The organism is Nocardia sp. NPDC004068, from assembly GCF_042874315.1.
Taxonomy (GTDB): domain Bacteria; phylum Actinomycetota; class Actinomycetes; order Mycobacteriales; family Mycobacteriaceae; genus Nocardia.
The window spans coordinates 349,216-371,538 of sequence record NZ_JBIAMW010000006.1; the positions used below are offsets into that span (position 1 = coordinate 349,216).

The 22,323-nt window shown below is 68.6% G+C and carries 23 protein-coding genes, 1 tRNA gene and 1 pseudogene; 18 read left to right on the plus strand and 7 right to left on the minus strand.

Annotated features, from left to right (window positions below; genetic code table 11):
* Positions 1-12: 12 nt before the first annotated feature.
* Positions 13-99, minus strand: a tRNA-Leu gene (locus ACFYTQ_RS17705).
* A 201-nt stretch (positions 100-300) separates the two neighbouring features.
* Here ACFYTQ_RS17705 and ACFYTQ_RS17710 point away from each other — a divergent pair.
* The 7 genes and pseudogenes from ACFYTQ_RS17710 (at position 301) to polA (ending at position 9,449) form a co-directional block, all read left to right on the plus strand.
* Positions 301-921, plus strand: a complete 621-nt coding sequence (locus ACFYTQ_RS17710) for an ANTAR domain-containing response regulator (RefSeq protein ID WP_387361878.1) — start codon at positions 301-303, stop codon at positions 919-921.
* Between the two features lie 215 nt (positions 922-1,136).
* The gene (locus tag ACFYTQ_RS17715; protein WP_387361880.1) at positions 1,137-2,342 is read left to right on the plus strand and encodes a branched-chain amino acid ABC transporter substrate-binding protein; all 1,206 of its coding nucleotides are present in this window, start codon (positions 1,137-1,139) and stop codon (positions 2,340-2,342) included.
* 91 nt (positions 2,343-2,433) lie between these two features.
* Positions 2,434-3,471, plus strand: coding sequence for a branched-chain amino acid ABC transporter permease (locus ACFYTQ_RS17720; RefSeq protein ID WP_387361882.1), 1,038 nt, complete (start codon positions 2,434-2,436; stop codon positions 3,469-3,471).
* Positions 3,468-4,889, plus strand: coding sequence for a branched-chain amino acid ABC transporter permease (locus tag ACFYTQ_RS17725; protein WP_387361884.1), 1,422 nt, complete (start codon positions 3,468-3,470; stop codon positions 4,887-4,889). Before ACFYTQ_RS17720 ends, ACFYTQ_RS17725 begins: the two co-directional genes overlap by 4 nt.
* A 41-nt stretch (positions 4,890-4,930) precedes the next feature.
* Positions 4,931-5,794: pseudogene (locus tag ACFYTQ_RS17730) on the plus strand (ABC transporter ATP-binding protein); the annotation flags it as partial.
* A 168-nt stretch (positions 5,795-5,962) separates the two neighbouring features.
* Positions 5,963-6,658, plus strand: a complete 696-nt coding sequence (locus ACFYTQ_RS17735) for an ABC transporter ATP-binding protein (RefSeq protein ID WP_387362302.1) — start codon at positions 5,963-5,965, stop codon at positions 6,656-6,658.
* Between the two features lie 55 nt (positions 6,659-6,713).
* Positions 6,714-9,449: a DNA polymerase I gene (gene polA / locus ACFYTQ_RS17740; RefSeq protein WP_387361886.1), complete on the plus strand. Its 2,736-nt coding sequence runs from the start codon at positions 6,714-6,716 to the stop codon at positions 9,447-9,449.
* Positions 9,450-9,458: 9 nt separating this feature from the next.
* On the opposite strand, the gene ACFYTQ_RS17745 is transcribed toward polA, so the two are convergent.
* Positions 9,459-9,605 (minus strand): DUF1059 domain-containing protein, encoded by a 147-nt coding sequence (locus tag ACFYTQ_RS17745; protein WP_387361888.1) that lies wholly within the window; start codon positions 9,603-9,605, stop codon positions 9,459-9,461.
* Positions 9,606-9,711: 106 nt separating this feature from the next.
* Between ACFYTQ_RS17745 and ACFYTQ_RS17750 the strand changes: the two genes are divergently transcribed.
* Complete coding sequence (locus ACFYTQ_RS17750; protein WP_387361890.1) at positions 9,712-10,353, plus strand: LysE family translocator; 642 nt, start codon at positions 9,712-9,714, stop codon at positions 10,351-10,353.
* Between the two features lie 80 nt (positions 10,354-10,433).
* On the opposite strand, the gene ACFYTQ_RS17755 is transcribed toward ACFYTQ_RS17750, so the two are convergent.
* Positions 10,434-10,616: a hypothetical protein gene (locus ACFYTQ_RS17755; RefSeq protein ID WP_387361892.1), complete on the minus strand. Its 183-nt coding sequence runs from the start codon at positions 10,614-10,616 to the stop codon at positions 10,434-10,436.
* 327 nt (positions 10,617-10,943) lie between these two features.
* Between ACFYTQ_RS17755 and ACFYTQ_RS17760 the strand changes: the two genes are divergently transcribed.
* Positions 10,944-11,381, plus strand: a complete 438-nt coding sequence (locus ACFYTQ_RS17760; protein WP_387361894.1) for a 2-keto-3-deoxygluconate kinase — start codon at positions 10,944-10,946, stop codon at positions 11,379-11,381.
* A 57-nt stretch (positions 11,382-11,438) separates the two neighbouring features.
* On the opposite strand, the gene trxA is transcribed toward ACFYTQ_RS17760, so the two are convergent.
* A complete protein-coding gene (gene trxA, locus ACFYTQ_RS17765; RefSeq protein WP_387361896.1) occupies positions 11,439-11,810 on the minus strand; it encodes a thioredoxin in 372 nt (123 codons plus the stop codon).
* 176 nt (positions 11,811-11,986) lie between these two features.
* Here trxA and ACFYTQ_RS17770 point away from each other — a divergent pair, with 176 nt between their 5' ends.
* A complete protein-coding gene (locus tag ACFYTQ_RS17770) occupies positions 11,987-12,757 on the plus strand; it encodes a DUF3658 domain-containing protein (RefSeq protein WP_387361898.1) in 771 nt (256 codons plus the stop codon).
* Here ACFYTQ_RS17770 and ACFYTQ_RS17775 read toward each other — a convergent pair.
* A complete protein-coding gene (locus ACFYTQ_RS17775) occupies positions 12,708-13,211 on the minus strand; it encodes a 2'-5' RNA ligase family protein (protein ID WP_387361900.1) in 504 nt (167 codons plus the stop codon). The genes ACFYTQ_RS17770 and ACFYTQ_RS17775 overlap by 50 nt on opposite strands.
* Before the next feature lie 93 nt (positions 13,212-13,304).
* Here ACFYTQ_RS17775 and ACFYTQ_RS17780 point away from each other — a divergent pair, with 93 nt between their 5' ends.
* The 4 genes from ACFYTQ_RS17780 to ACFYTQ_RS17795 all read left to right on the plus strand — a co-directional run bounded on the left by ACFYTQ_RS17780 (position 13,305) and on the right by ACFYTQ_RS17795 (position 17,133).
* The gene (locus tag ACFYTQ_RS17780; RefSeq protein ID WP_387361901.1) at positions 13,305-14,375 is read left to right on the plus strand and encodes an isocitrate/isopropylmalate dehydrogenase family protein; all 1,071 of its coding nucleotides are present in this window, start codon (positions 13,305-13,307) and stop codon (positions 14,373-14,375) included.
* Positions 14,376-14,524: 149 nt separating this feature from the next.
* On the plus strand, positions 14,525-15,424 hold the full coding sequence (locus tag ACFYTQ_RS17785) for an ABC transporter substrate-binding protein (protein WP_387361903.1): 900 nt from the start codon (positions 14,525-14,527) through the stop codon (positions 15,422-15,424).
* 6 nt (positions 15,425-15,430) lie between these two features.
* Entirely contained in the window at positions 15,431-16,360 is a 930-nt protein-coding gene (locus ACFYTQ_RS17790) for an amino acid ABC transporter permease (RefSeq protein WP_387361905.1), read from the plus strand.
* Positions 16,357-17,133: an amino acid ABC transporter ATP-binding protein gene (locus tag ACFYTQ_RS17795; RefSeq protein WP_387361907.1), complete on the plus strand. Its 777-nt coding sequence runs from the start codon at positions 16,357-16,359 to the stop codon at positions 17,131-17,133. Before ACFYTQ_RS17790 ends, ACFYTQ_RS17795 begins: the two co-directional genes overlap by 4 nt.
* Before the next feature lies 1 nt (position 17,134).
* Here ACFYTQ_RS17795 and ACFYTQ_RS17800 read toward each other — a convergent pair whose 3' ends face one another.
* Positions 17,135-18,028, minus strand: a complete 894-nt coding sequence (locus tag ACFYTQ_RS17800) for a LysR family transcriptional regulator (RefSeq protein ID WP_387361909.1) — start codon at positions 18,026-18,028, stop codon at positions 17,135-17,137.
* A 71-nt stretch (positions 18,029-18,099) separates the two neighbouring features.
* On the opposite strand from ACFYTQ_RS17800, the gene ACFYTQ_RS17805 reads away from it, so the two are divergent.
* The 4 genes from ACFYTQ_RS17805 to ACFYTQ_RS17820 all read left to right on the plus strand — a co-directional run bounded on the left by ACFYTQ_RS17805 (position 18,100) and on the right by ACFYTQ_RS17820 (position 21,268).
* Positions 18,100-19,425, plus strand: coding sequence for an FAD-binding oxidoreductase (locus tag ACFYTQ_RS17805; protein WP_387361911.1), 1,326 nt, complete (start codon positions 18,100-18,102; stop codon positions 19,423-19,425).
* A gap of 26 nt (positions 19,426-19,451) precedes the next feature.
* A complete protein-coding gene (locus ACFYTQ_RS17810; RefSeq protein ID WP_387361913.1) occupies positions 19,452-20,333 on the plus strand; it encodes an SPFH domain-containing protein in 882 nt (293 codons plus the stop codon).
* Positions 20,333-20,500 carry a hypothetical protein gene (locus ACFYTQ_RS17815; protein ID WP_387361914.1) on the plus strand — a complete coding sequence of 56 codons (168 nt, stop codon included), beginning with the start codon at positions 20,333-20,335 and terminating at the stop codon, positions 20,498-20,500. The genes ACFYTQ_RS17810 and ACFYTQ_RS17815 overlap by 1 nt, the downstream gene beginning before the upstream one ends.
* A 108-nt stretch (positions 20,501-20,608) precedes the next feature.
* Positions 20,609-21,268, plus strand: coding sequence for a hypothetical protein (locus tag ACFYTQ_RS17820; RefSeq protein WP_387361916.1), 660 nt, complete (start codon positions 20,609-20,611; stop codon positions 21,266-21,268).
* Here the strand turns inward: ACFYTQ_RS17820 and ACFYTQ_RS17825 are convergent.
* The gene (locus tag ACFYTQ_RS17825) at positions 21,265-22,140 is read right to left on the minus strand and encodes a class I SAM-dependent methyltransferase (RefSeq protein WP_387362304.1); all 876 of its coding nucleotides are present in this window, start codon (positions 22,138-22,140) and stop codon (positions 21,265-21,267) included. The genes ACFYTQ_RS17820 and ACFYTQ_RS17825 overlap by 4 nt on opposite strands.
* Positions 22,141-22,323: the final 183 nt, after the last annotated feature.

Consider the following 22,323-nt stretch of genomic DNA (forward strand, 5'->3'; position numbering starts at 1 on the left):
CCCCCTACCACCTGGTGCCGAGTGTGGGACTCGAACCCACACGTCCTCACGGACAACGGTTTTTGAGACCGTCGCGTCTGCCAGTTCCGCCAACTCGGCGCACCGGGGGAAAAGCATAGCGGGTGGGGGCGGGGGAACCCAATCGGGTCTGGCCTTGGGGCTTTGCGCTGGGTAGATGGGTTGCTTCCGGGGTTGAACGGTACGCTTTAGGGCACTCGGGCGTGTGCCGGGCCGGCGTGGGTGGGCGTGTGGTCGCGGTGGGCGAGGAGTGTCGGCATCGGAACCACGAGGGGTCTGTCTATGGGAACGTCAGCAGGGGGCGCTAAGAAGGATGCGGTCTCCGCCGCGAAGCGCGTGGTGGTGGCCGAGGACGAGGCTCTCATCCGCATGGACCTGGTGGAGATGCTGTCCGAAGAGGGGTATCAGGTGGTGGGCGAGGCCGGGGACGGCCAGCAGGCGGTGGATCTCGCGGAGGAGTTGCGGCCCGATCTGCTCATCATGGACGTGAAGATGCCGCGCCGCGACGGGATCGACGCGGCCGCCGAGATCGCCTCGAAACGCCTTGCGCCCGTGGTCATTCTGACCGCCTTCAGCCAACGTGACCTGGTCGAGCGGGCCCGCGACGCCGGGGCGATGGCGTACCTGGTCAAGCCGTTCACCAAATCGGATCTGGTGCCCGCGATCGAGTTGGCCGCCAGCCGGTTCCACGAGATCACGGCGCTCGAGAGCGAGGTCGCCAACCTGTCCGACCGGCTCGAGACCCGGAAACTGGTCGAGCGCGCCAAGGGTGTGCTGATGCAGACCCAGGGGCTGTCCGAGCCGCAGGCGTTCAAGTGGATTCAGCGCACCGCGATGGATCGCCGCACGACGATGAAAGCCGTCGCCGAGGTCGTATTGGAGAACCTGGCCCCGAAGTCGTGATTGCGGGAAATTAACGCTCCCGCAACACGGTGAGGTAAATACTGGGGCTCGAAGTCACGCGAATGACTCGAATGTGATGCGGAGCTAACCTCGCGCCGCTAAGTTCTGTCCCGAGCCGACGTTGGTCGGCTTCCACCCGGTGATCCCGGGCGGATGGGCAGGATTAGAGGTGAAACGTGCTCAGTTCGACAAGGCGCGGTCGTACCACGCGAGGTTTGTTGGCGATCGCCGCTGCCGCGGCGCTGGTGCTGACCGGATGCAGTTCGAAATCCACGAACAACAGCGGTGGCACGGAGTCGGGCACCAGCGGGGGGAGCAGCGGCCTGTCGATCCAGCCGCTGGGCCCGGTCGACGCGAGTGGCAAGCTGGGTTCGGCGTCGTCGAGCGCCACCGCGGCCGACCCGGCCGGTGACGGCAAGGCCACCTGCGCCCCCGGCACCGCGATCGCCTTCGCGGGCGCGCAGACCGGACCGAACGCCGCCCTCGGCATCAATATCTCGATGGGCGCGAAACTCGCGATCGACAAGCACAACAAGGCCAACCCGAACTGCAAGGTCGACCTGAAGCTGTTCGACACCGAGGGCGAACCGCAGAAGGCCACCTCGGTCATCCCGCAGGTCATCAACGACAAGTCGGTGGTCGGCCTGGTCGGTCCCGCCTTCTCCGGTGAGACCAAGGCGACCGGCCAGATCCTCTCCGACAGCGGCTTGGCGGCGCTGACCTCCTCGGCCACCAACGCGACCCTGTCGACCAACGGCTGGAAGACCTTCTTCCGCGGCCTGGCCAACGACGACGTGCAGGGCAGCTCGGTCGGCAAGTACCTGGCCGCCAAGTACAAGAAGGTCTGCGTCGTCCAGGACGACAGCGACTACGGCACCGGCCTGGCCAAGTCCATCACCGCGGGCCTCGGCTCGGCCGCCGATCCGTCCTGCGCGGCGGGCGTGAAGACCGGCGACAAGGACTTCTCGGCCACGGTCACCAAGATCTCCTCGGCGAACCCGGACGCGGTGTTCTACTCCGGCTACTACGCCGAGGGCGCGCCGCTGGCCGCGCAGCTGAAGTCCGGTGGGGTGAAGGCGACCTTCGTCGGCCCCGACGGCGTCAACGATCCGCAGTTCCTCACCCAGGCCGGCAGCGCCGCCAAGGACGCGGTGCTGACCTGCCCCTGCGGTCCGGCGCCCGACCAGTTCGAGAAGGAGTACCAGGCGCTCAACGGCCAGAAGTCGGGCGTCTACTCGGTCGAGGCCTACGACCTGGCCACGATCCTGCTCAAGGCGATCGACAGCGGCAAGGTGACCCGGCCGGACGTGCTCGGCTACGTCCGCGGCTACGAGGGTGACGGCACGGGTGGCCGCCACTACAAGTGGAACGACGCGGGTGAGCTGACCAACGCGGTGGTGTGGATCTACCAGGTGAAGTAGCCCGACGAGGAGACAGCACGTGCGGGGCGTCTGCCGGATTCTGCCCCGCGCGTGCTGTTGTCGTCCCGGGCGTGAATGAGGGTTGGAGAGTATGACCACGACCGCACTGGCCGATGCGACGCACCTACTGGGTGCCTCGATCGGGTTCGACTACCAGGGGCTGTTCGACAATTTCTGGCGGCTCACCGTCGACGGCATCACCTACGGGGCCATCTACGCGTTGGTCGCCGTCGGCTACACCTTGGTCTACGGCGTGCTGCGCCTGATCAACTTCGCGCATTCCGAGGTGTTCATGCTCGGCATGTTCGGGCAGCTGATCGGGCTGATGCTGCTGGGCTTCGCCGCCGCGCCCGACGCCTATACGCAGGGCGTCGTGTTGACGTGCGTCTATCTGGTGGCGGCCATGATCATCGGAATGTTGGTGTCCGGCGGCGCGGCCGTCGGGCTGGAGCGCGTGGCGTATCGGCCGTTGCGCAAACGCGGGGCGCGGCCGCTGGCCTTCCTCATCACGGCGATCGGAATGTCGTTCGTATTGCAGGAATTCGTGCATTTCATTCTGCCCAAGATCAATCCGAAGCTGGGCGGAACCAATGCGCAGCAACCGATTCGGCTCGTGGAGCAGACCCCGCAGTTCAGCTTCCTCGGCGCGACGGTCACCAATGTCATGATCATCATCGTGCTGGCGGCGGTGGCCCTGGCGGTCGGCACCGAGGTGGTGATCAACCGGACCCGGTTCGGGCGGGCCATCCGCGCGGTCGCGCAGGACCCCGACACGGCGACGCTGATGGGCGTGTCGCGCGAGCGGGTGATCATGCTGACCTTCCTCATCGGCGGCGTGCTCGCGGGCGGCGCGGCGCTGCTCTACACCCTCAAGGTGCCCAACGGGATCATCTATCTGGGCGGATTCATCCTGGGCATCAAGGCGTTCAGCGCCGCGGTGCTCGGCGGCATCGGCAATCTGCGCGGCGCGCTGCTGGGCGGGCTGCTGCTGGGCGTGGTCGAACAGTACGGCCAGATCCTGTTCGGTACGCAGTGGCGCGACGTGGTCGCGTTCGTGGTGCTGGTGCTGGTGCTGATGGTGCGCCCGACCGGCATCCTCGGCGAAAGTCTCGGGAGGGCTCGGGCATGAGCGTCACCGTCACCAAACCCCCCGCGCCGCAACCGGTTTCGCGGCACGGCGTGGGCGATGCCCTGCGCGGCTGGTGGGAGGGGCTGAGCCGCCCCGCGCAATGGGGCGTCGGCGTCCCGGTGCTGGCGCTGCTGGCCCTGCTGCCGCTGTTCCCGCCGCCCGGAATCGATACGCCCAGTTACAATTTCGGCCTCGTCATGGCCCAGGTCGCGATGTACTGTCTCGTCGCGATCGGCCTGAATGTCGTTGTCGGGCAAGCGGGTCTGCTGGATCTGGGCTATGTCGGCTTCTACGCGGTCGGCGCGTACACGGTCGCGCTGCTCACCAGCAAGAACAGCCCCTGGAACCAGACCGCGGGCGGCTGGCTGGACCCGAAATGGGCGTGGCTGGCGTGCCTTCCGCTGGCGGTGGTGGTCACCGCGCTGTCCGGGCTGATCCTCGGCTCGCCGACGCTGCGGCTGCGCGGGGACTACCTGGCCATCGTCACCCTCGGCTTCGGTGAGATCGTGCGCCTGCTCGCCGACAACCTCAACGAGATCACCAACGGCAGCCTCGGCCTGTCCGAGGTGGCCTACCCGCATCTGGGGGAGTCGGACAACCATCCGAAGGGCTGGTTCTCCGCGGGCAACGGCGGCAACCCCGACAGCATGAACCTGCTGGACCGCGCGGGCTACGGCACCTGGTGGTACTGGTTCGGCATGGTCCTGATCGTGGTCATGCTGCTGGTCGTGGGCAATCTCGAACGCAGCCGGGTGGGCCGCGCGTGGGTGGCGATCCGCGAGGACGAGGACGCCGCCGAGATCATGGGCGTGCCCACCTTCAAGTACAAGCTGTGGGCGTTCACCATCGGCGCGGCCGTGGGCGGCATCTCCGGCGCGATGTACGCCGGGCAGGTGCAGTTCGTGAATCCGACGCAGTTCAACGTCGTCAACTCGATGCTGTTCCTGTGCGCGGTCGTCATCGGCGGGCAGGGCAACAAGCTCGGCGTGCTGGTCGGCGCGTTCATCATCGCCTACCTCCCGGCCCGGCTGGCCTCGGTGAAGATGGTCTCCGACGAGACCACCGGCTATGTCTATCTGCTGATCGACGTGCTGATCTTCGCCGCGCTGTATCTGCTGTACCGGTTCCGCGGCGAGTGGCTGCCCGTGTGGCCCCGGCGCGGGGTGGTGCTCGGCATGATCGTCACCGGCGTGCTGGCGGCGCTGCTGCTGGGCAGCGTGCTGCTGTTCCGCAAGGGCGGGGCGCAGTCCCTCGGCGATCTGAAGTATCTGTACTTCGGTATCGCCCTGGTGGTCATGATGATCCTGCGGCCGCAGGGCCTGTTCCCGGTGCGGCAGAAACTGCTGACCTACGGTAGGCAGGTGGTACAGGCGGTTCGGCGACCGGCCGAACCCGAACCGATCGGAGCGGGCCGATGACCGGGCCGGGCGCGGGTGGCGCGCTGTTCGACAACGAGGACATGGCCGCGGGCTACCGCGAGACCGAACCGGCGCCCACGGCGGGCGATGTGGACGTCACCGCCGTGCTGCCCCAGTTCGCCGACGCCGAGACCGTCGCGGAAGTCGTTGCGCCGCAACGGGAGATCCTCACCGCGGTCGGGGAACCGTTGCTGCGCACCGAGGGTCTGACGGTCCGCTTCGGCGGCCTGACCGCGCTGGACGATGTGAGTTTCGAGATCCGCCGCGGCGAGATCCTCGGCCTCATCGGACCCAACGGCGCGGGCAAGACCACCTGCTTCAACGCGATCAGCGGCGTGTACCGCCCGTCGGCGGGCACGGTGTACTTCGACGGCAAACCGCTCACCAAGAGCAAGCGCAACGAGATCACCCGCCTCGGCATCGCCCGCACCTTCCAGAACATCCGGTTGTTCGGCGAGATGACCGCGCTGGAGAACGTGGTGGTCGGCACCGACGCCCGGCATCGAACCTCGGTGCCGGGGGCCGTGTTCCGCAGTCCGCGGCATCGGCGCGAGGAACGCGACGCCATCGAACGCGGGATGGCGCTGCTGGAGTTCGTGGGCATCGCGCCGCGCGCGGTGGAGAAGGCGCGCAACCTCTCCTACGGCGATCAGCGCCGCCTCGAGATCGCCCGCGCGCTCGCGACCGAACCGAAGCTGCTGTGCCTGGACGAACCGGCCGCCGGATTCAATCCCAGCGAGAAGTCGGCGCTGATGGATCTGATCCGCAAGATCCGCGACGACGGGTTCACCGTGCTGCTCATCGAGCACGACATGCGGCTGGTCATGGGCGTGACCGACCGGATCGTGGTGCTCGAGTTCGGCCGCAAGATCGCCGACGGGCTGCCCACCGAGATCCGCGACGATCCCGCCGTGGTCGCCGCCTATCTGGGCGTGGCCGACGAGCAGATCGCCGAGGCGGGGTCGACCGAGGCGGTCGCCGACATCGCCGCGCAGGTCGCCGAGCCGGTGGCCCAGCCGCCGCTGCATCCGGTCCCCGCGCCCAGCGGCGAACCGCTGCTGGTGATCGAGGACATGGTGGTCAACTACGGCAGAATCCAAGCGCTGCACGGGGTTTCGCTGCGGGTGGACCAGGGCGAGCTGGTGACGCTGCTGGGCGCCAACGGCGCGGGCAAGACCACCACCATGCGCGCGCTGTCGGGGCTGCTGCCGTTGACCGGTGGGCGGATCCTGTTCGAGGGCCGCGATATCACCCGCGTCAAGGCCCATGATCGGGTGAAGTCCGGGCTGATCCAGGCGCCGGAGGGGCGCGGGGTGTTCCCGGGGATGACCGTGCAGGAGAACCTCGACATGGGCTGCCACGCCCGGCCGTTCCAGGAGCGTTCGGAGTACGGCAAGACCCTGGAGTGGGTGTTCGAGCTGTTCCCGCGGCTGGCCGAGCGGCGCAAACAGGTCGGCGGCACGCTCTCCGGCGGCGAACAGCAGATGCTGGCGATCGGGCGGTCGCTGATGGCCCGGCCCAAGCTGCTGCTGCTCGACGAGCCGTCGATGGGGTTGGCGCCCATGGTGATCCAGCAGATCTTCCGGATCATCGGCGAGATCAACGCCCAGGGCACCACGGTGCTGTTGGTCGAGCAGAACGCCCAGCAGGCGCTCGTGCGCAGCGACCGGGCCTACATCCTGGAGACCGGCGAGGTCACCAAGACCGGCACGGGCCGGGAACTGCTCACCGATCCGGCCGTCAAGTCGGCCTACCTCGGCGTGGCGTGAGGCGCGGCGGTGGTGGCGTCACGGGTTGTCGGTGCCGGTCCCTAGACTCTGTGCCGTGACCCCAGCCACCACCGATCAGCGTCAGAGCAGTGCGTCCGCAGCGACCCCGGGTGAGCGGCCCACCCTCCTGCTGCTGGACGGGCACTCGCTGGCCTACCGCGCGTTCTACGCGCTGCCCGCGGAGAACTTCAAGACCGTCACCGGCCAGACCACCAACGCGGTGTACGGGTTCACCGCCATGCTGATCAACCTGCTGCGCGACGAGAAACCCACGCACGTGGCCGCGGCGTTCGACGTGAACCGCAAGACCTTCCGCACCGAGACCTACCCGGAGTACAAGGCCAACCGGATCACCACCCCCGACGAGTTCCGCGGTCAGGTCGAGATCACGCAGGAGGTGCTGGGCGCGCTCGGCATCCCGACCATGGCGCTCGAGGGTTACGAGGCCGACGACATCATCGCGACCCTCACCAGTCAGGCCGTGCCGCAAGGGTTCCGGGTGCTCATCGTCTCCGGCGACCGCGACGCGATCCAGTTGGTCAACGACGACGTGACCGTGCTGTATCCGCGCAAGGGCGTCTCGGAGCTGACCCGGTTCACCCCGGCCGCGGTGGAGGAGAAGTACGGGCTCACCCCCGCGCAGTACCCGGATTTCGCGGCGCTGCGCGGCGACCCGAGCGACAACCTGCCCGGCATCCCGGGCGTGGGGGAGAAGACGGCCGCCAAATGGGTGCGCGAGTACGGCGATCTGGCCACGCTCGTGGACCGGGTCGACCAGGTCAAGGGCAAGGTCGGCGACGCGCTGCGCGCCAATCTGTCCAGCGTGGTGCTCAATCGGCAGCTGACCGAGATGGTCAAGGACGTGCCGCTGCCCTACACCCCCGACCAGCTCGCCCAGCAGCCGTGGGATCGGGACAAGATCCACCGGCTGTTCGACGATCTGGAATTCCGGGTGCTGCGGGATCGGCTGTTCGAGACGCTCGCGCCGCCGGAGCCGGAGGCCGAGTCGGGCTTCGAGATCAGCGGCGGCGCGGTCGAACCCGGCGCGGTCGCGGACTGGCTGGCCGAGCACGCGAAAGCCGGTGTGCGCCACGGTGTTTCGGTCGCCGGTACCTGCACCCCCGTGCAGGGCGACGTGCGGGCGATCGCCATCGCGGCCGCCGACGGGGAGGGCGGCTACTTCGACGCGGTGTCGCTGACGCCCGAGGACGAGCGGGCGCTGGGCGCGTGGCTGGCCGATCCCGCGGTGCCCAAGGCGGTGCACGAGGCCAAGGCCGCCATGCACGCGCTGCGGGCGCGGGGCTGGACGCTGGCGGGGCTCACCAGCGATACCGCGTTGGCGGCGTATCTGGTCCGGCCCGGGCAACGCACGTTCAATCTCGACGATCTGTCGCTGCGGTACCTGTCGCGGGAGCTGCGCATCGACGCCGCCGAGGACGCCCAGCTGTCGCTGCTCGACGATTCCGAACAGGTCGACGCCGAGCTGGCGCAGGGCGAGATCCTGCGCGCGCGAGCGGTTTCCGACCTCGCCGACGCCTTCGACGAGGAGTTGCGCGGCATCGAGTCCACGAAACTGCTCACCGAGATGGAACTTCCGCTGCTGGGCGTGCTCGCCGAGCTGGAGGAGGCGGGCATCGCGGTCGACGTGGACGCGCTCGAGCGGTTGCAGTCCGAATTCGCCGGGCGCGTCACCGACGCCGCCAACGCGGCCTACGAGGTGATCGGCAAGCAGATCAACCTCGGTTCGCCCAAGCAGTTGCAGGTGGTGTTGTTCGACGAGCTCGACATGCCGAAGACCAAGCGCACCAAGACCGGCTACACCACCGACGCCGATGCGCTGGAATCGTTGTTCGAGAAGACCGAGCATCCGTTCCTGGAACATCTGCTCGCCCACCGCGACGCGACCCGGCTGAAGGTGACCGTGGACGGCCTGCTCAAGTCGGTCGCCGACGACGGGCGCATCCACACCACGTTCAATCAGACCATCGCCGCGACCGGACGCCTGTCCTCGACCGAGCCGAATCTCCAGAACATCCCGATCCGCACCGACACCGGCCGCCGCATCCGCGACACCTTCGTCGTCGGTCCCGGTTTCGAATCGCTGATGACCGCGGACTACAGCCAGATCGAGATGCGCATCATGGCCCACCTGTCCAAGGACGCGGGCCTGATCGAGGCGTTCAACTCCGGCGAGGACCTGCACACGTTCGTCGCGTCCAAGGCGTTCGACATCCCGATCTCCGAGGTGCATCCGGAGATGCGCCGCCGGATCAAGGCGATGTCCTACGGATTGGCCTACGGGCTGTCGGCGTACGGGCTGTCCCAGCAGCTCAAGATCAGCGCCGAGGAGGCCAAGGCCCAGATGGAGGTGTACTTCAACCGGTTCGGCAATATTCGCGACTACCTGCGCGACGCCGTCGACCAGGCGCGCAAGGTCGGCTACACCGAAACCCTCTTCGGCCGCCGCCGCTACCTGCCCGACCTGGACTCCAGCAACCGCCAGCGCCGCGAGGCCGCCGAACGCATGGCCCTCAACGCCCCCATCCAGGGCACGGCCGCCGACATCATCAAGGTCGCGATGATCAACGTGCAGAACGCGATTCACGCCTCCGGCCTGAAGTCGCGGATGCTGTTGCAGATCCACGACGAACTCCTCTTCGAGGTCGCCGCCGGGGAACGCGAGGCGCTGGAAACCCTTGCTCGCGAACACATGGCGAAGGCGATCGACCTGTCGGTGCCGCTGGAGGTGTCGGTGGGCGTGGGCCGCAGCTGGGACGCGGCGGCCCACTGAGCCGGGCGATCAGTACGCGATGAAGAGGATCTCGTCGCGGGAGTAGTCGTGGCCGGGGTGGTTCTCGGCGAGGTGGGCCTTGGTCTTCTCGACGAGGTCGTCCTCGTCGGTGCCGGTGATGTATTCCCCGCAGGGGCAGCTGAGCCTGGTCTTCATGTCTCCGATCATCCACGGGAACCGGTGTGGGCGCATCCGTTCGGGACGTCCAGCGGTCTCCGACTGGCTCGCGACACGGTCGGCGGCTGCGGGTGAGGATGGGTTCATGATCGAGACGACGGCGGTTCTGGGGGTGGCGGCGGCCGCGTTGGGGATGGTGCTGACGCCCGGGCCGAACATGATGTATCTGGTGTCGCGGACGGTGTCGCAGGGGCGGCGGGCCGGGCTGGTGTCGTTGTCGGGGGTGGCCGTCGGGTTCCTGGTCTATCTGGTGGCGGCGACGGCCGGGATCACCGCTGTGTTCGCCGTGGTGCCCGGGCTCTATCTCACGGTGAAGTTGGCCGGGGCGGCGTATCTGGGATATCTGGCGTGGAAGACGTTGCGGGGCGGCGTATCCGCCTTCGAGGCGTCCGAGCTCCCGCCGGACCCGACCCGCAGGCTGTTCACCATGGGGCTGGTGACGAATCTGCTCAATCCCAAGATCGCCATCATGTACATGGCGCTCATCCCGCAATTCGTCGATCCGGCCCACGGGCGCGTCTGGGCCCAGAGCCTCTGCCTCGGTGCGGTGCAGATCGCCATCGCCCTCACCGTCAACGCCCTGATCGTCCTCGGCGCTGGCGCGATCGCGGCCTTCCTCGCTGGCCGCCCCGTCTGGGTGCGCACCCAGCGCTGGATCACGGGCACCGCCCTCGGCGCGATCGCCGTCCTGCTCGCCACCGACCGCGCCCGCCCGGTTCTGGCCTGACGCTCGCCGAGCGGCGCGACAAACGGTGTCGCTCAGCCTCGCTCGCGGACGCGCTCGACGTAGGCCGCGCATTCCTGGATCTAGTGGCGGCAGCGGCGGTGGGCGCCGAGGAGATGGTGGACGGCGGGTCGCGCCGCCCGATCGGAATCACCCGAAAACGGACCGACGCGGTGGTTGGCCAGCGAGTTGCCGTGGGCGTGTCGCAGGGCTCGGGCCTGCCCGAAGAGGGGGCGCTGGATGTTGCCTAGCAGGTCATCGGGCATTGGTGTGGCGTTTACGGAAGATTGTGACGAAGTTACTCCTGGGTTCCGGGTGAAAATGGTTGCCATGGCGGGGGCGAGTCCATATCCTCGTTCACGTGCCGAACCCCGCCGCCAGCCGCAGCGCAGCGCTCGATGTCGCCGACCGCGACAGCGCCGCGCGTCTCTCGCTCACCGCGATGATGGCTGCCGGTCGACTTCTCGTAGTACTTCGCCGTAGCGGGGTCTGAATTCGGACCGGCCCCCTCGCTGCGGCCGTACAGATTTGCTCCAGCTGGTCCCCTCCCTCTGTCATCAGACACGACGAAGCTTCGGGAAGACCTGAGTCCAATGACCATCACCATAGACACGCGCGACTTCATCTCCGCCGCACCCAAGGGCCTGCGGGCCGAATGCGCCGGACTGACCCCCACCGAGTTCCACGATCGCTACTGCGGCCCGACCGGACCGATCAAGCTCAGCGACTGGACCCGCCTCGACCAGGGCCTGCCGGTGGCGACCTACACCGCCACCCTCGACTTCGCGGGCCGGCAACGGACCGTGATCACGGCCGGTAGCCCGGTCGCGGCGCTGACCTCGGCTCTCTACGACGAGGGCTACCCGGTCGAGATCCTCAAGTTCCATCAGCGCCGAACCGCCTCGGGCACAGCGACTTTCGTGCAGTGCGAGTCCAACGGCCGCCGCGGCTGGGGCGCCGCCCTCGCCGACGACGGCCCCGAGTCGACCGTCCGCGCCATGATCGCGGGCATCAACCAGCTCGGTCGCTGACCGCATACGACAGCGCCGCATCACCGGAAAGGTGATGCGGCGCTTGCCGTTTCGGGACTACTGCTCCTGGGCCTGATGCTCGGCCAGCTGCTTGCGCACCTCGTCCATGTCGAGCGCCTTCACCTGCGTGACGAGGTCCTCGAGCGCGGCCGCGGGCAACGCGCCCGGCTGCGCGAAGACGAGCACGCCCTCCTTGAAGGCCATGATGGTCGGAATGGACCGGATCTGCGCCGCCGCGGCCAGCCCCTGCTGCGCCTCGGTGTCGACCTTGCCGTGCACCACGTCGGGATGCTGCTCCGAGGACGACTCGAAGGTCGGCGCGAACTGCTTGCACGGCCCGCACCATTCGGCCCAGAAGTCGACCAGAACGATGTCGTTACCGGTCACGATCTCGTCGAAGTTCTGCTCGGTCAGAGTCTGGGTGGCCATGGGATCCTCTCGTTGTGTGTACCGGATGCAACGTCACGAACTCCGGTTCTCTTCCGTCGGCTGCTCACCGTTCCTTGGCGGGTACCCAGGACGGTAGCGGGGTAAGCGGCGGGCCGCGCCGTTCGGTGGCACTCTGGTAGCGGAACGCAATCCGATCAGGGGGGAGTCGAGTGATCATGCGGACGGTTCATGTGGCGGCGGGCGCCGCGGCGGCGGGCGGAATTCGGGCGGCGCTGCGAATGGCCGGTGACGACGCCGAGGTACTGGCGTATCACGACGATCTGAGCTGCGGCCCGATCGACGCGCTGTCGCGGCGCGGACAGTGGTGGTCCGAGGCATACACCGGCGATTTCGCGGAGGAACTGCGCACGGAGGTCACCGACGCCGAGCAGCGGCTGAGGCAGCGATTGTCCGGGTCGAGAGCCGTGGTGTGGACCGGTCGGCGCCGCGCCCAGGAGGTCGCGTTGCACCGGATGGTGGCGGGCCGTGCGGATACCGGTTCGCTCCACGCGATCGATGTCTCGGCGGCGCAAGCGGATTCGGTGGCGGAGATGTCGCCCGAACGGCTCGCGGCGCTGCTGGGAAGCGAGCGCCCGGTCACCGACGACGAACGCGCCGACCTGGCTCGCTCGTGGTCGGACCTCGAGGCGGAGAACGCCCCGTTCCGGGTGATGTCGGAACAGGGGTTGCGCTCGGCGCCCGTCACCCATTTCGACGAGCGTCTGCTCGCCGCGATTCCCGCCGAGGCCACGCCCATGACCGCGGTCATCGCCGAGGTCATGGGCACGCAGGCGTATCCGGTGATGGATTACGTTCTGCAACAACGGCTCATCGATCTCATCGATACCGGCCGCGTCGCCGCGCAGGGCGATCCGAGGGTCGCGCGCTCCTGCCGGATCATGACAACACCGACCACTCCCGCCGCCGATCCCCGTCCCACCGTCTGACCCCCACCCCCACCCCCGCGAACTCCCGATCGCTCGACACCGCGTGGAACGCCTCGCCCACCTGTTGTGGGCGGAGGCGGCGGGCCAGGGTGATGTGGGGGGTCCAGGCGTCGGGGCGGACGTTGGCGGGGATGCCGGGGCATTGGGCTATCACGGCGAAGACTCGGCGTTGCAGGTCGAGGAGGGGTTCGGTGGGGACGAGGGGGCGGACCAGGATGGGGTGGCGGGAGCCGAAGATCAGCAGGCCGCCGAGGCGGAGGGGGATCGGGCGGAAGGTCAGGGTGGTGAGGGCGTCCTCGAGGCGGGGCCAGATCTGGCGGGCGACGGCGAGGGTGATGTGGGGGCGGTGGTCGGGGGACGGGCCGGGCAGGCCCGCCTCGGTGAGCAGGGACCACTGGCGGCGGATCTCCGCGTCGGTCGCGTCGTCCACCAGCAATTCCACCGACTGCACCATGATCTCGCGAACATACGCCGCCCCCGAGTGTCCGTGCGGCGGTTCGCGGTATCCGGTGTTCGCGCCGCGCGGCGGACCGGTCAGGATGGACCCGTGAGCGAACGGGCGGAGATACGACTGGGGCTGATCGAGGGGGACGGGATCGGGCCGGAGGTGGTCCGGGCGACCCGGCTGGTCGTCGACGACGCGCTGGGCGCGGGCGTGGCGTGGGTGCCGCTGCCGATGGGACAGGCCGCCATCGACGAATTCGGTTCGCCGCTACCGGATCTCACGCTCGACGCGCTGGCCGGACTGGACGGGTGGATCCTGGGCCCGCACGACAACGCCGCCTACGCTCCCGAACACCGCGCCGGCACCCCGCCCGGCGGCGCGATCCGCAAACGGTTCGGGCTGTACGCGAATATCCGTCCGGCGCGGGCGTTTCCGGGCGTGCGGGCCGCCGCGCCGGATATCGATCTGGTGATCGTGCGGGAGAACAGCGAGGGCTTCTACGCCGACCGCAATATGGTCGCCGGATCGGGCGAGTTCCGCCCGACCCCGGATGTGGCGCTGTCGGTGGGCGTGGTGACCCGCGCGGCGTGCGAGCGGATCGCGCACGAGGCGTGCGCCCTCGCCGCGACCCGGCGCAAGCGGCTCACCATCGTGCACAAGGCCAATGTCCTGCCGCTGACCATGGGCCTGTTCCGGGACGTGTGTCGCGAAGTGGCACAAGGGTATTCGGGGCTGACCGTGACCGACGAACACGTCGACGCGGCCGCCGCCCATCTGGTCCGCGCCCCGGGGGACTACGACGTGCTCGTCACCGAGAACCTGTTCGGCGACATCCTGTCCGACCTCGCGGGCGAACTGAGCGGTTCGCTGGGCCTGGCCGCCTCGCTGAACTGCTCGGCCACCCAGGCCATGGCCCAGGCCGTGCACGGCGCCGCGCCGACGCTGGCCGGACACAATCGCGCCAATCCGGCCGCGCTGCAACTGTCCGCGGCCATGCTGCTGCGGCTGCTCGGCGCCCGCCGCGCCGATCCGGCCCTGACCCGGGCCGCCGACCACATCGACCGGGCGATCGCGGCCACCCTGGCCTCCGGCGTGGCGACCGCCGACCTCGGCGGCCTGGCCTCGACCACCGAATTCACCGAGCACGTGCGCGCCCGGCTGAACCGCTGGTGATAAGGTCCCGAACTCGGCGGGTAACCGCCACGCGTGCCTCCGGCGCGCATTAACCTTCGGTAACCGACCGGCACAGTCGGTCCGAATCGCCTAGATTTCGAACGGCGGGCGACGCCCGGTTGTCGCCCACCCGAACATGGAGGGCTGCTGTGTCTGTTCGTCGTGGATTTCTCCTGCGAGCCGCGTGTCTCGTCGCCGGTGGCGCGCTGGCGTTGACGGGCTGTACCAAGAACACCGAGGACAACGGTCCGAAGGTGGACAAGGTTCAGGTCTCGAAGGTCGACACCATCGCCGCCAAGCTGCCCGCGGACGTCAAGCAGTCGGGCAAACTGGTCGTCGGCGTGAACATCCCGTATCAGCCGAACGAGTACAAGGATCCGGGCTCCGGCAAGATCGTCGGCTTCGACGTCGACCTGATGGACGCGGTCGCGACCGTGCTCGGCGTGCAGGCCGACTACAAGGAGTCCGACTTCGAGAAGATCATCCCCGCCATCGAGGCCGGGACCTACAACGTGGGCATGTCCTCGTTCACCGACAACGTCGAACGCCAGAAGACCGTCGACTTCGTCGACTACTTCTCCGCGGGCATCCAGTGGGCCCAGCAGAAGGGCAAGGCGATCGACCCGAACAACGCCTGCGGCAAGAAGGTCGCCGTGCAGCGCACCACGATCGAGGACACCGACGAGATCCCGGCCAAGAGCAAGGCGTGCACCGACGCCGGCAAGCCCGAGATCCAGAAGGTCCCGTTCGACGAGCAGAGCGCCGCGTCGACCGCGCTGGTGCTCGGTCAGGTCGACGCCATGTCCGCCGACTCGCCGGTCACCGCGTACGCCATCAAGCAGAACCAGGACAAGATCGAACCCGCCGGTTCGATCTTCGAATCCGCGCCCTACGGCTGGCCGGTGAAGAAGGGCTCCCCGCTGGCGGCCGTGTTGCAGGAGGCCGTGCAGCATCTGATGGACTCCGGTGACTACCGCAAGATCGCCGAGAACTGGGGCGTCCAGGAGGGCGCGATCACCAAGTCCGAGATCAACGGCGCGAAGAGCTGATATCCGGTGAGCCCCCAGGACTTCGACGAGTCCGCCGAGCCCGCCCCGATCAAGGCCGTGCCGCTGCGGCATCCCGGCCGCTGGATCGCCGCGGCGATCATCCTGGTGCTGGTCGCGCTGTTCGTCTACGGCGCGGCCACCAACCCGGCCTATCGGTGGGACACCTACGGCAAGTATCTGTTCGATTCGCGGATCGCGGGCCAGGGCGTACTGGTCACCCTCGAGCTGACCGTGCTGGCCATGGCGATCGGCGTGGTGCTGGGCATGATCCTCGCGGTCATGCGGCTGTCGCCGAATCCCGTTCTGCGCGCGGTGGGTTGGGTGTATCTGTGGATCTTCCGCGGGACGCCGGTGTACGTGCAGTTGGTGTTCTGGGGGCTGTTCCCCTCGCTGTACAAGACGATCGATCTCGGAATCCCGTTCGGCGGACCGCATTTCGCGCATCTGAACATTCAGGGCTGGTCGGCGGCGTTCTTCTTCGCCATGCTCGGCCTGGGCCTCAACGAGGCCGCCTACATGGCCGAGATCGTCCGCGCGGGAATCAATTCCGTGGGTGAGGGGCAGCGCGAGGCGTCCTTCGCGCTGGGCATGTCGTGGAGTCAGACCATGCGCCGGACCGTGCTGCCGCAGGCGATGCGGGTGATCATCCCGCCGACCGGCAACGAGCTGATCAGCATGTTGAAGACCACCTCGCTGGTGGCCGCCATCCCGCTGACCACCGACCTGTACGGCCGCGCCCGCGACATCTACGGCGTGAACTTCCAGCCCATCCCGCTGCTGCTGGTCGCGGCCACCTGGTATCTCGTGGTCACGAGCATCCTCATGGTGGGCCAGTTCTATCTGGAGCGGTACTTCGCGCGGGGTTCGAGCCGTCAGCTGACCAACAAACAACTGGCGGCCCTGGCCCGGGCGATGCCCTCGGAGGTCGGGAAATGAGTACGGCCGCAACGACTCCCATGATCCAGGCCCAGCAGGTCTGCAAGAACTTCGGCGCGTTGCAGGTGCTCAAGGGCGTCTCGCTGGAGGTGTCGCGCGGCGAGGTGATGTGCCTGATCGGCCCGTCCGGTTCCGGCAAATCGACGTTCCTGCGCTGCATCAACCACCTCGAACAGGTCAACGCCGGGCGGCTGTACGTCGACGGCGACCTGATCGGCTACCGCGAGAAGAACGGCAAGCTCTACGAGCTGAGCCCCCGGCAGGCCGCCGCGCAGCGCCGCGACATCGGCATGGTGTTCCAGCACTTCAACCTGTTCCCGCACCGCACCGCGATCGAGAACATCATCGAGGCGCCCACCCAGGTCAAGCGGTTGCGCAAACAGGACGCCCGCGCCCGGGCCCGCGAACTGCTGGACCGGGTGGGCATGGCCGACAAGGCCGACGCCTATCCCGCCCAGCTGTCCGGCGGTCAGCAGCAGCGGGTGGCGATCGCCCGCGCGCTGGCCATGGACCCCAAGCTCATGCTGTTCGACGAGCCGACCTCGGCGCTGGACCCCGAACTGGTCGGCGAGGTGCTGGGCGTCATGCGGGAACTGGCCGCCTCGGGGATGACGATGATCGTGGTGACCCACGAGATGGGCTTCGCCCGCGAGGTGGCCGATCAGCTGGTGTTCATGGACGGCGGCGTGGTCGTCGAAGCCGGTGATCCCCGCGAGGTGCTGGCGAATCCGCGGCACGAACGGACGAAGGCGTTCCTGTCCCGAATCCTGTGAGTCACCGCGCCAGCGCGATACGCAGTTGGCCGAGCAGGACTTTCGTGGCGGGCGAGCCGGAGCGGTCCGCCCGCCACGCCAGGGCCAGCCGCCCGCGCAGCTCCGGGTCGGTGATCGCCAGCGTGCGCACCGCGAAGGTCGCGGCCTCGGCGGGGGTGAGGGCGGGGACGATGGCGGTGCCCAGACCGCGGGCGGCCAGCCGCAGCAACAGCGGCGGCGCGGCGGCCTCGAAGGCCACATTCGGTTCGAAACCCGCCGCCGCGCAGGCCCTTTCGAACACGCCCCGGATGCCCGTGCCGCGGGTGAGGCAGATCAGCGGCCGATCCCGCAACTCCCGCAAGGGGATTCGGTCCCGAGCGCCGGGATCGTCGATCGGGACGGCGGCCTGCACGGCGGCGTCGTAGACGATATCGGTCTCGATTCTGGAATCGATTGGCGCGCCGGTCAATCCGATGAGCGCGATATCGAGCGCGCCGCGCGCGAGAGCGTCGAGCATGGCGTCCGAACTCGTCTCGGTGAGGGTGATCTCGACCTGGGGATGGTCGTGGTGGAAGGCGGCGAGGACCGAGGCGATGTCGAGTTCGCCGGACGCGACGCCGGAGATCGTGCCGAGGCGGACGTGGCCGCGCAACAGCCCGGTGAACTCGTCGACGGTGTCGCGGACCCGATCGGCGGCGGCGAGCGCGGCGCGGGCGTGCGGGAGGACGGCCGCGCCGGCGTCGGTGAGGGTGACCGTGCGGCCGGAGCGGTCCAGAAGGGGTTGTCCCAGTTCGCGTTCCAGCTGCCGGATCTGCGCCGACAGGCCGGGCTGGGCCAGATGCAGGCGGGCCGCCGCGCGGGTGAAGTGGGCCTCCTCGGCGACGGTGACGAAGTAGCGCAACTGGCGAAGCTCCATAAGCATTCATTCTAGTTTCCAGAAGATCTATCTGTTTCACTTCTCGCCCGGACTGCGGAATCGTCGAGGACATGACGAACAACGACCTCATCTGCTCCGGCCCGATCCTCCGTCCCGGGGACGACGGCTACGCCGCGGAGATCGCGGGATTCCAGACGGCCTACACCCATCGCCCGGCCCTCGTGGTCGGGGCCCGGCACACCGAGGACGTCCGCGCCGCCGTGGAATACGCCGCGCGCCATAGGCTTCCGATCGGCGTGCAGGCCACCGGCCACGGCCTGTCGGTGCCGCTCGACGGCGGCGTGCTCGTCAGCACCCGCCGGATGACCGGGATCGAGATCGATCCGGTCGCGCGCACCGCGAAGGTCGCGGCCGGGGTGCGGGCGGGCGCGCTCATCGATGCCGCCGCGCCGCACGGACTGGCCCCGCTCAACGGCTCGTCCCTCTCGGTCGGCGTGGTCGGCTACCACCTCGGCGGCGGGCTCGGCATCCTCGCCCGCACCTTCGGCTACGCCGCCGACCGCGTGCGCGCGATCGAACTGGTCACCGCCGACGGGCGGGTGCGCACGCTGCCTTCCGGCGATGAACTCTTCGGCGCGGTGCTGGGCACGGGCGGAAACTTCGGCGTGGTCACCGCGCTGGAACTCGAACTGGTCCCGCTCACCTCGGTCTACGGCGGGCAGCTGATCTTCGATACGGATCTGGTGGAACCGGCGCTGGAGGCGTGGCGGCTGTGGACCCAGGACGTTCCGGACGAGACGACCTCGGGTCTGACGCTCATGACGATGCCCGACATCCCGCCCGTTCCCGCTCCGCTGCGCGGCCGCTACATCGCCACGATCAATATCGCGCACGTCGGTCCGGACGGCGACCGCCTGGTCGAACCGTTGCGGCGCATCGGGACTCGCCTGAAGGACGACCTGCGGGCCATGCCCTACACCGAGACGCACACCATCTACAGCGACCCCGACTTCCCGCACGCCTACACCGCCACCAACCTGCTGCTGTCGGAGCTGAACGCCGATGCGGCGCAAGCGTTCCTGGACGCGACCGCCGACGCGCCCGTGGTCGCCAACCTGCGCCACCTCGGCGGCGCGCTGCGCCGGCCCGGACCCGCCACCGTCGACCACCGCGACGCGGACCACCTCGCCCGGTTCATCACCGAACCCGGCGGCGACGAGATCCGCGGTCTGCACGACGGCATCGGAAAAGCCTTGTCGCCGTGGGCGATCGGGCACAGCCTGAATTTCCTCTACGGCGCGGGCGACTGGGCCGACGAGCGGCAGACCCGGGCGGGCTACACCGAGTCGACCTACGCCCGGCTGGCCGCGCTGAAGGCGACCTACGACCCGGGCAACCTCTTTCGCGCGAACCGCAACATCGTGCTATCTTCGTGATATCACTTCAATATTGGGAGGATGTCATGGAGCTTCGTCCGGCCTTTCGGGTGAACGGGTTCCTCATGTTGTTGGTGCTGCTCGTCGTGGGCGGGGCCGGGCTGTTCGGCGGTGTGGCGGTCACCTCCGCCACCGCCGACGGTGACGGCGGCTCGCCCGCGGGCGCGGTCATCCTGTTCGTGGTGGTCGGGCTGGCGGTCCTGCTGCTGTCCGGGCTCACCACGGTCGGCCCGAACGAGGCCAAGGTCGTCCAGTTCTTCGGCCGCTACATCGGCTCGGTCAGCGATCCCGGCTTCTTCTGGGTCGTCCCGCTGACCAACAAGCGCCGAATCTCGTTGCGGGTCCGCAACTTCGAGACCCAGAAGCTCAAGGTCAACGACAACGACGGCAACCCCGTCGAGATCGCCGCGGTGGTGGTCTACCGCGTGGTCGACAGCTTCAAGGCCGCCTTCGCCGTCGACGACTACGAGGAGTACGTGCAGACCCAGTCCGAGGCCGCGGTCCGGCACCTGGCGACCGTGCACCCCTACGACTCCGACGACCCGAACCGCACCAGCCTGCGCAACGGCACCGAGGTCGCGGAGGAGCTGACCACCGAACTCAGCGAGCGCACCGCCCTCGCCGGGATCGATATCCTCGAGGCCCGCATCACCCACCTCGCCTACGCGCCCGAGATCGCCCAGGCCATGCTCGTCCGTCAGCAGGCGTCGCAGATCGTCGCCGCGCGCAGCCGTATCGTGGAGGGCGCGGTCGGCATGGTCGGCATGGCCCTCGATCGGCTCGCCCGCGAGGGCATGGTCGAACTCGACGAGGAGCGCAAGGCCGCGATGGTGTCGAATCTGCTGGTCGTGCTGTGCGGCGACCGATCCGCCCAGCCCGTCGTCAACACCGGCTCGCTCTACTCCTGATGGTCAAGCGCGAGCCGAAGAAGGTGCTGCTGCGGCTCGATCCGGCCGTCCACGAGGCCATCGCCAAGTGGGCGGCCGACGACCTGCGCAGCGTCAACGCCCAGATCGAGTACGCGTTGCGGATGGCCCTGGAGCAGGCCGGTCGGTCCCCTAAAAACAGGGGTTAGAAAAGACCCCCTACCCGCTTTGTCCGGAATTTATTACCAGACGGTCACGTGTTGGGCACGAAACACCACTGGAAGTGCGAAAAGGCCACGAATCGGTACCGTGGTCGCGTGCCGATCGCGTTCGATACCAAAGGACTACAGCAGCTCGACCAGACCAGATGGGGCAACCCGGCCACCGGCGATCTGGTGACCCTCACCTATATCGATCAGGTGCCGGATCTGCCCGCGTCGTTGGACGACCCGGATACCTTGCGGCGCAGGCTCACCGAGCTACAGGCCGAGTTCGGTTGCCTCATCGAGGCGCACGCCGTCACCGTCGACGGGCAGCCCGCGCTGGTGCGGCTGGAGAAGTTCCCGCTCGCGGAGCGGTCCGGGCTGGGCTTCACCGCGGGCATCGTGGTGCCGAAGGCGACCTGTAGCGCGATCCTCAAGATCATGTGCGTGGAGACCGGCCGCTCCGGGACCCGCGAGGCGGCGATCGTGCCGAAGGTCGGCTTCCAGAACATGTTCCCGCCGCATCCGTACGCGCCCGAGGTGAAGGGCAAGCTGCCCTACAACGCCGCCGACGACGCGCGCTGGGATCCGCAGTTCCCCGACCACCCGCTCACCCGCGCCCGCGGCTGGATCTCCTACGCCAGCCGCACGGCCCGGATCGATCCGCGCTTCGCGGCCCTGCCCGCGTTCGCCGGTCCGGCCGCCGCGTCCACCCCCGAGGCCGTGTCCGTCGGCGCGGCCCCGGCGGAGACCATGCCGCTGCGGCAGGTCTAGCGCTCGGGTCGCTCGGTCACGAAAATGGCTGTGCCCGGGAAGATCTCGCCGCGCAGCGGACTCCACTGACCCCACTCGCGGTCGAGCCACTCGGGCCAGTCCGGTTCGACGATGTCGAGCAGGACCAGACCCGCGGCCACGATCTCGCGCACCCGGTCGCCCATCGTGCGGTGGTGTTCGGCGTAGGTCGGAGCGCCGTCCGCGTCCACCTCCACATAGGGGGTGCGATCGAAATAGGAGATGCGCGCGCACAACCCCTCCGGGCCGGGATCGTCGGGAAACACCCAGCGCATCGGATGATTCACCGAGAACACCCAGCGCCCGCCCGGCCGCAGCACCCGAGCCACCTCGCGCATCACCAGCGCCGAATCGGCCACGAACGGAATCGCGCCGAAGGCCGAGCAGGCCAGATCGAACGACGCGTCGGCGAACGGCAGCGCCTCGGCCCCGGCCTGCACCAACGGCACCCGCGGCCCGCCGCGGTCCATGGCCGCCACGCCGCGCTCGAGCATCCGCCGCGACAGATCCAGGCCCACCGGCCGCGCGCCCTGCCCCGCGAGCCACCGGGAACAGGGCGCCGAACCGCAGCCGATCTCCAGCACGCGTTTGCCCGCGACGTCGCCGAGCAGATGCCAGTCGCCCTCGTGCAGACCCTCGGGGCACCAGACGAATTCGCCGCCGGGGGAGTCGACGCCGAGGAAGTCGGCGTGCGTGTCGTGATACTGCGCGGCGTCGGCGTCCCACCATCGCCGGTTGGCGCGCTGGCTGGCCTGGGAATCGATCTCGCGGCGGGTCACTCCGGTGGTGCCGAGGAGGGCGTTGGCCTGGGCGTGCCGATCCTCGTCGAGCGCGACCGGATGATCTTCGGGCATCATGTTAAGAGTATCCAGTTTGCCCAGGGGGACCCTTGTTTGCTTGTCGCATCGCACCTCGCGTACGCTGTTCCCCGCGAGTGTCTTCAGTATTTCGTACCGGAGCCGCGCGTGCTGTGAGGTTACATGCGTCGAGTACAGCGTTGTGCAGTGCGGCAGCGATGTGCTGTGCATGTCCAACGT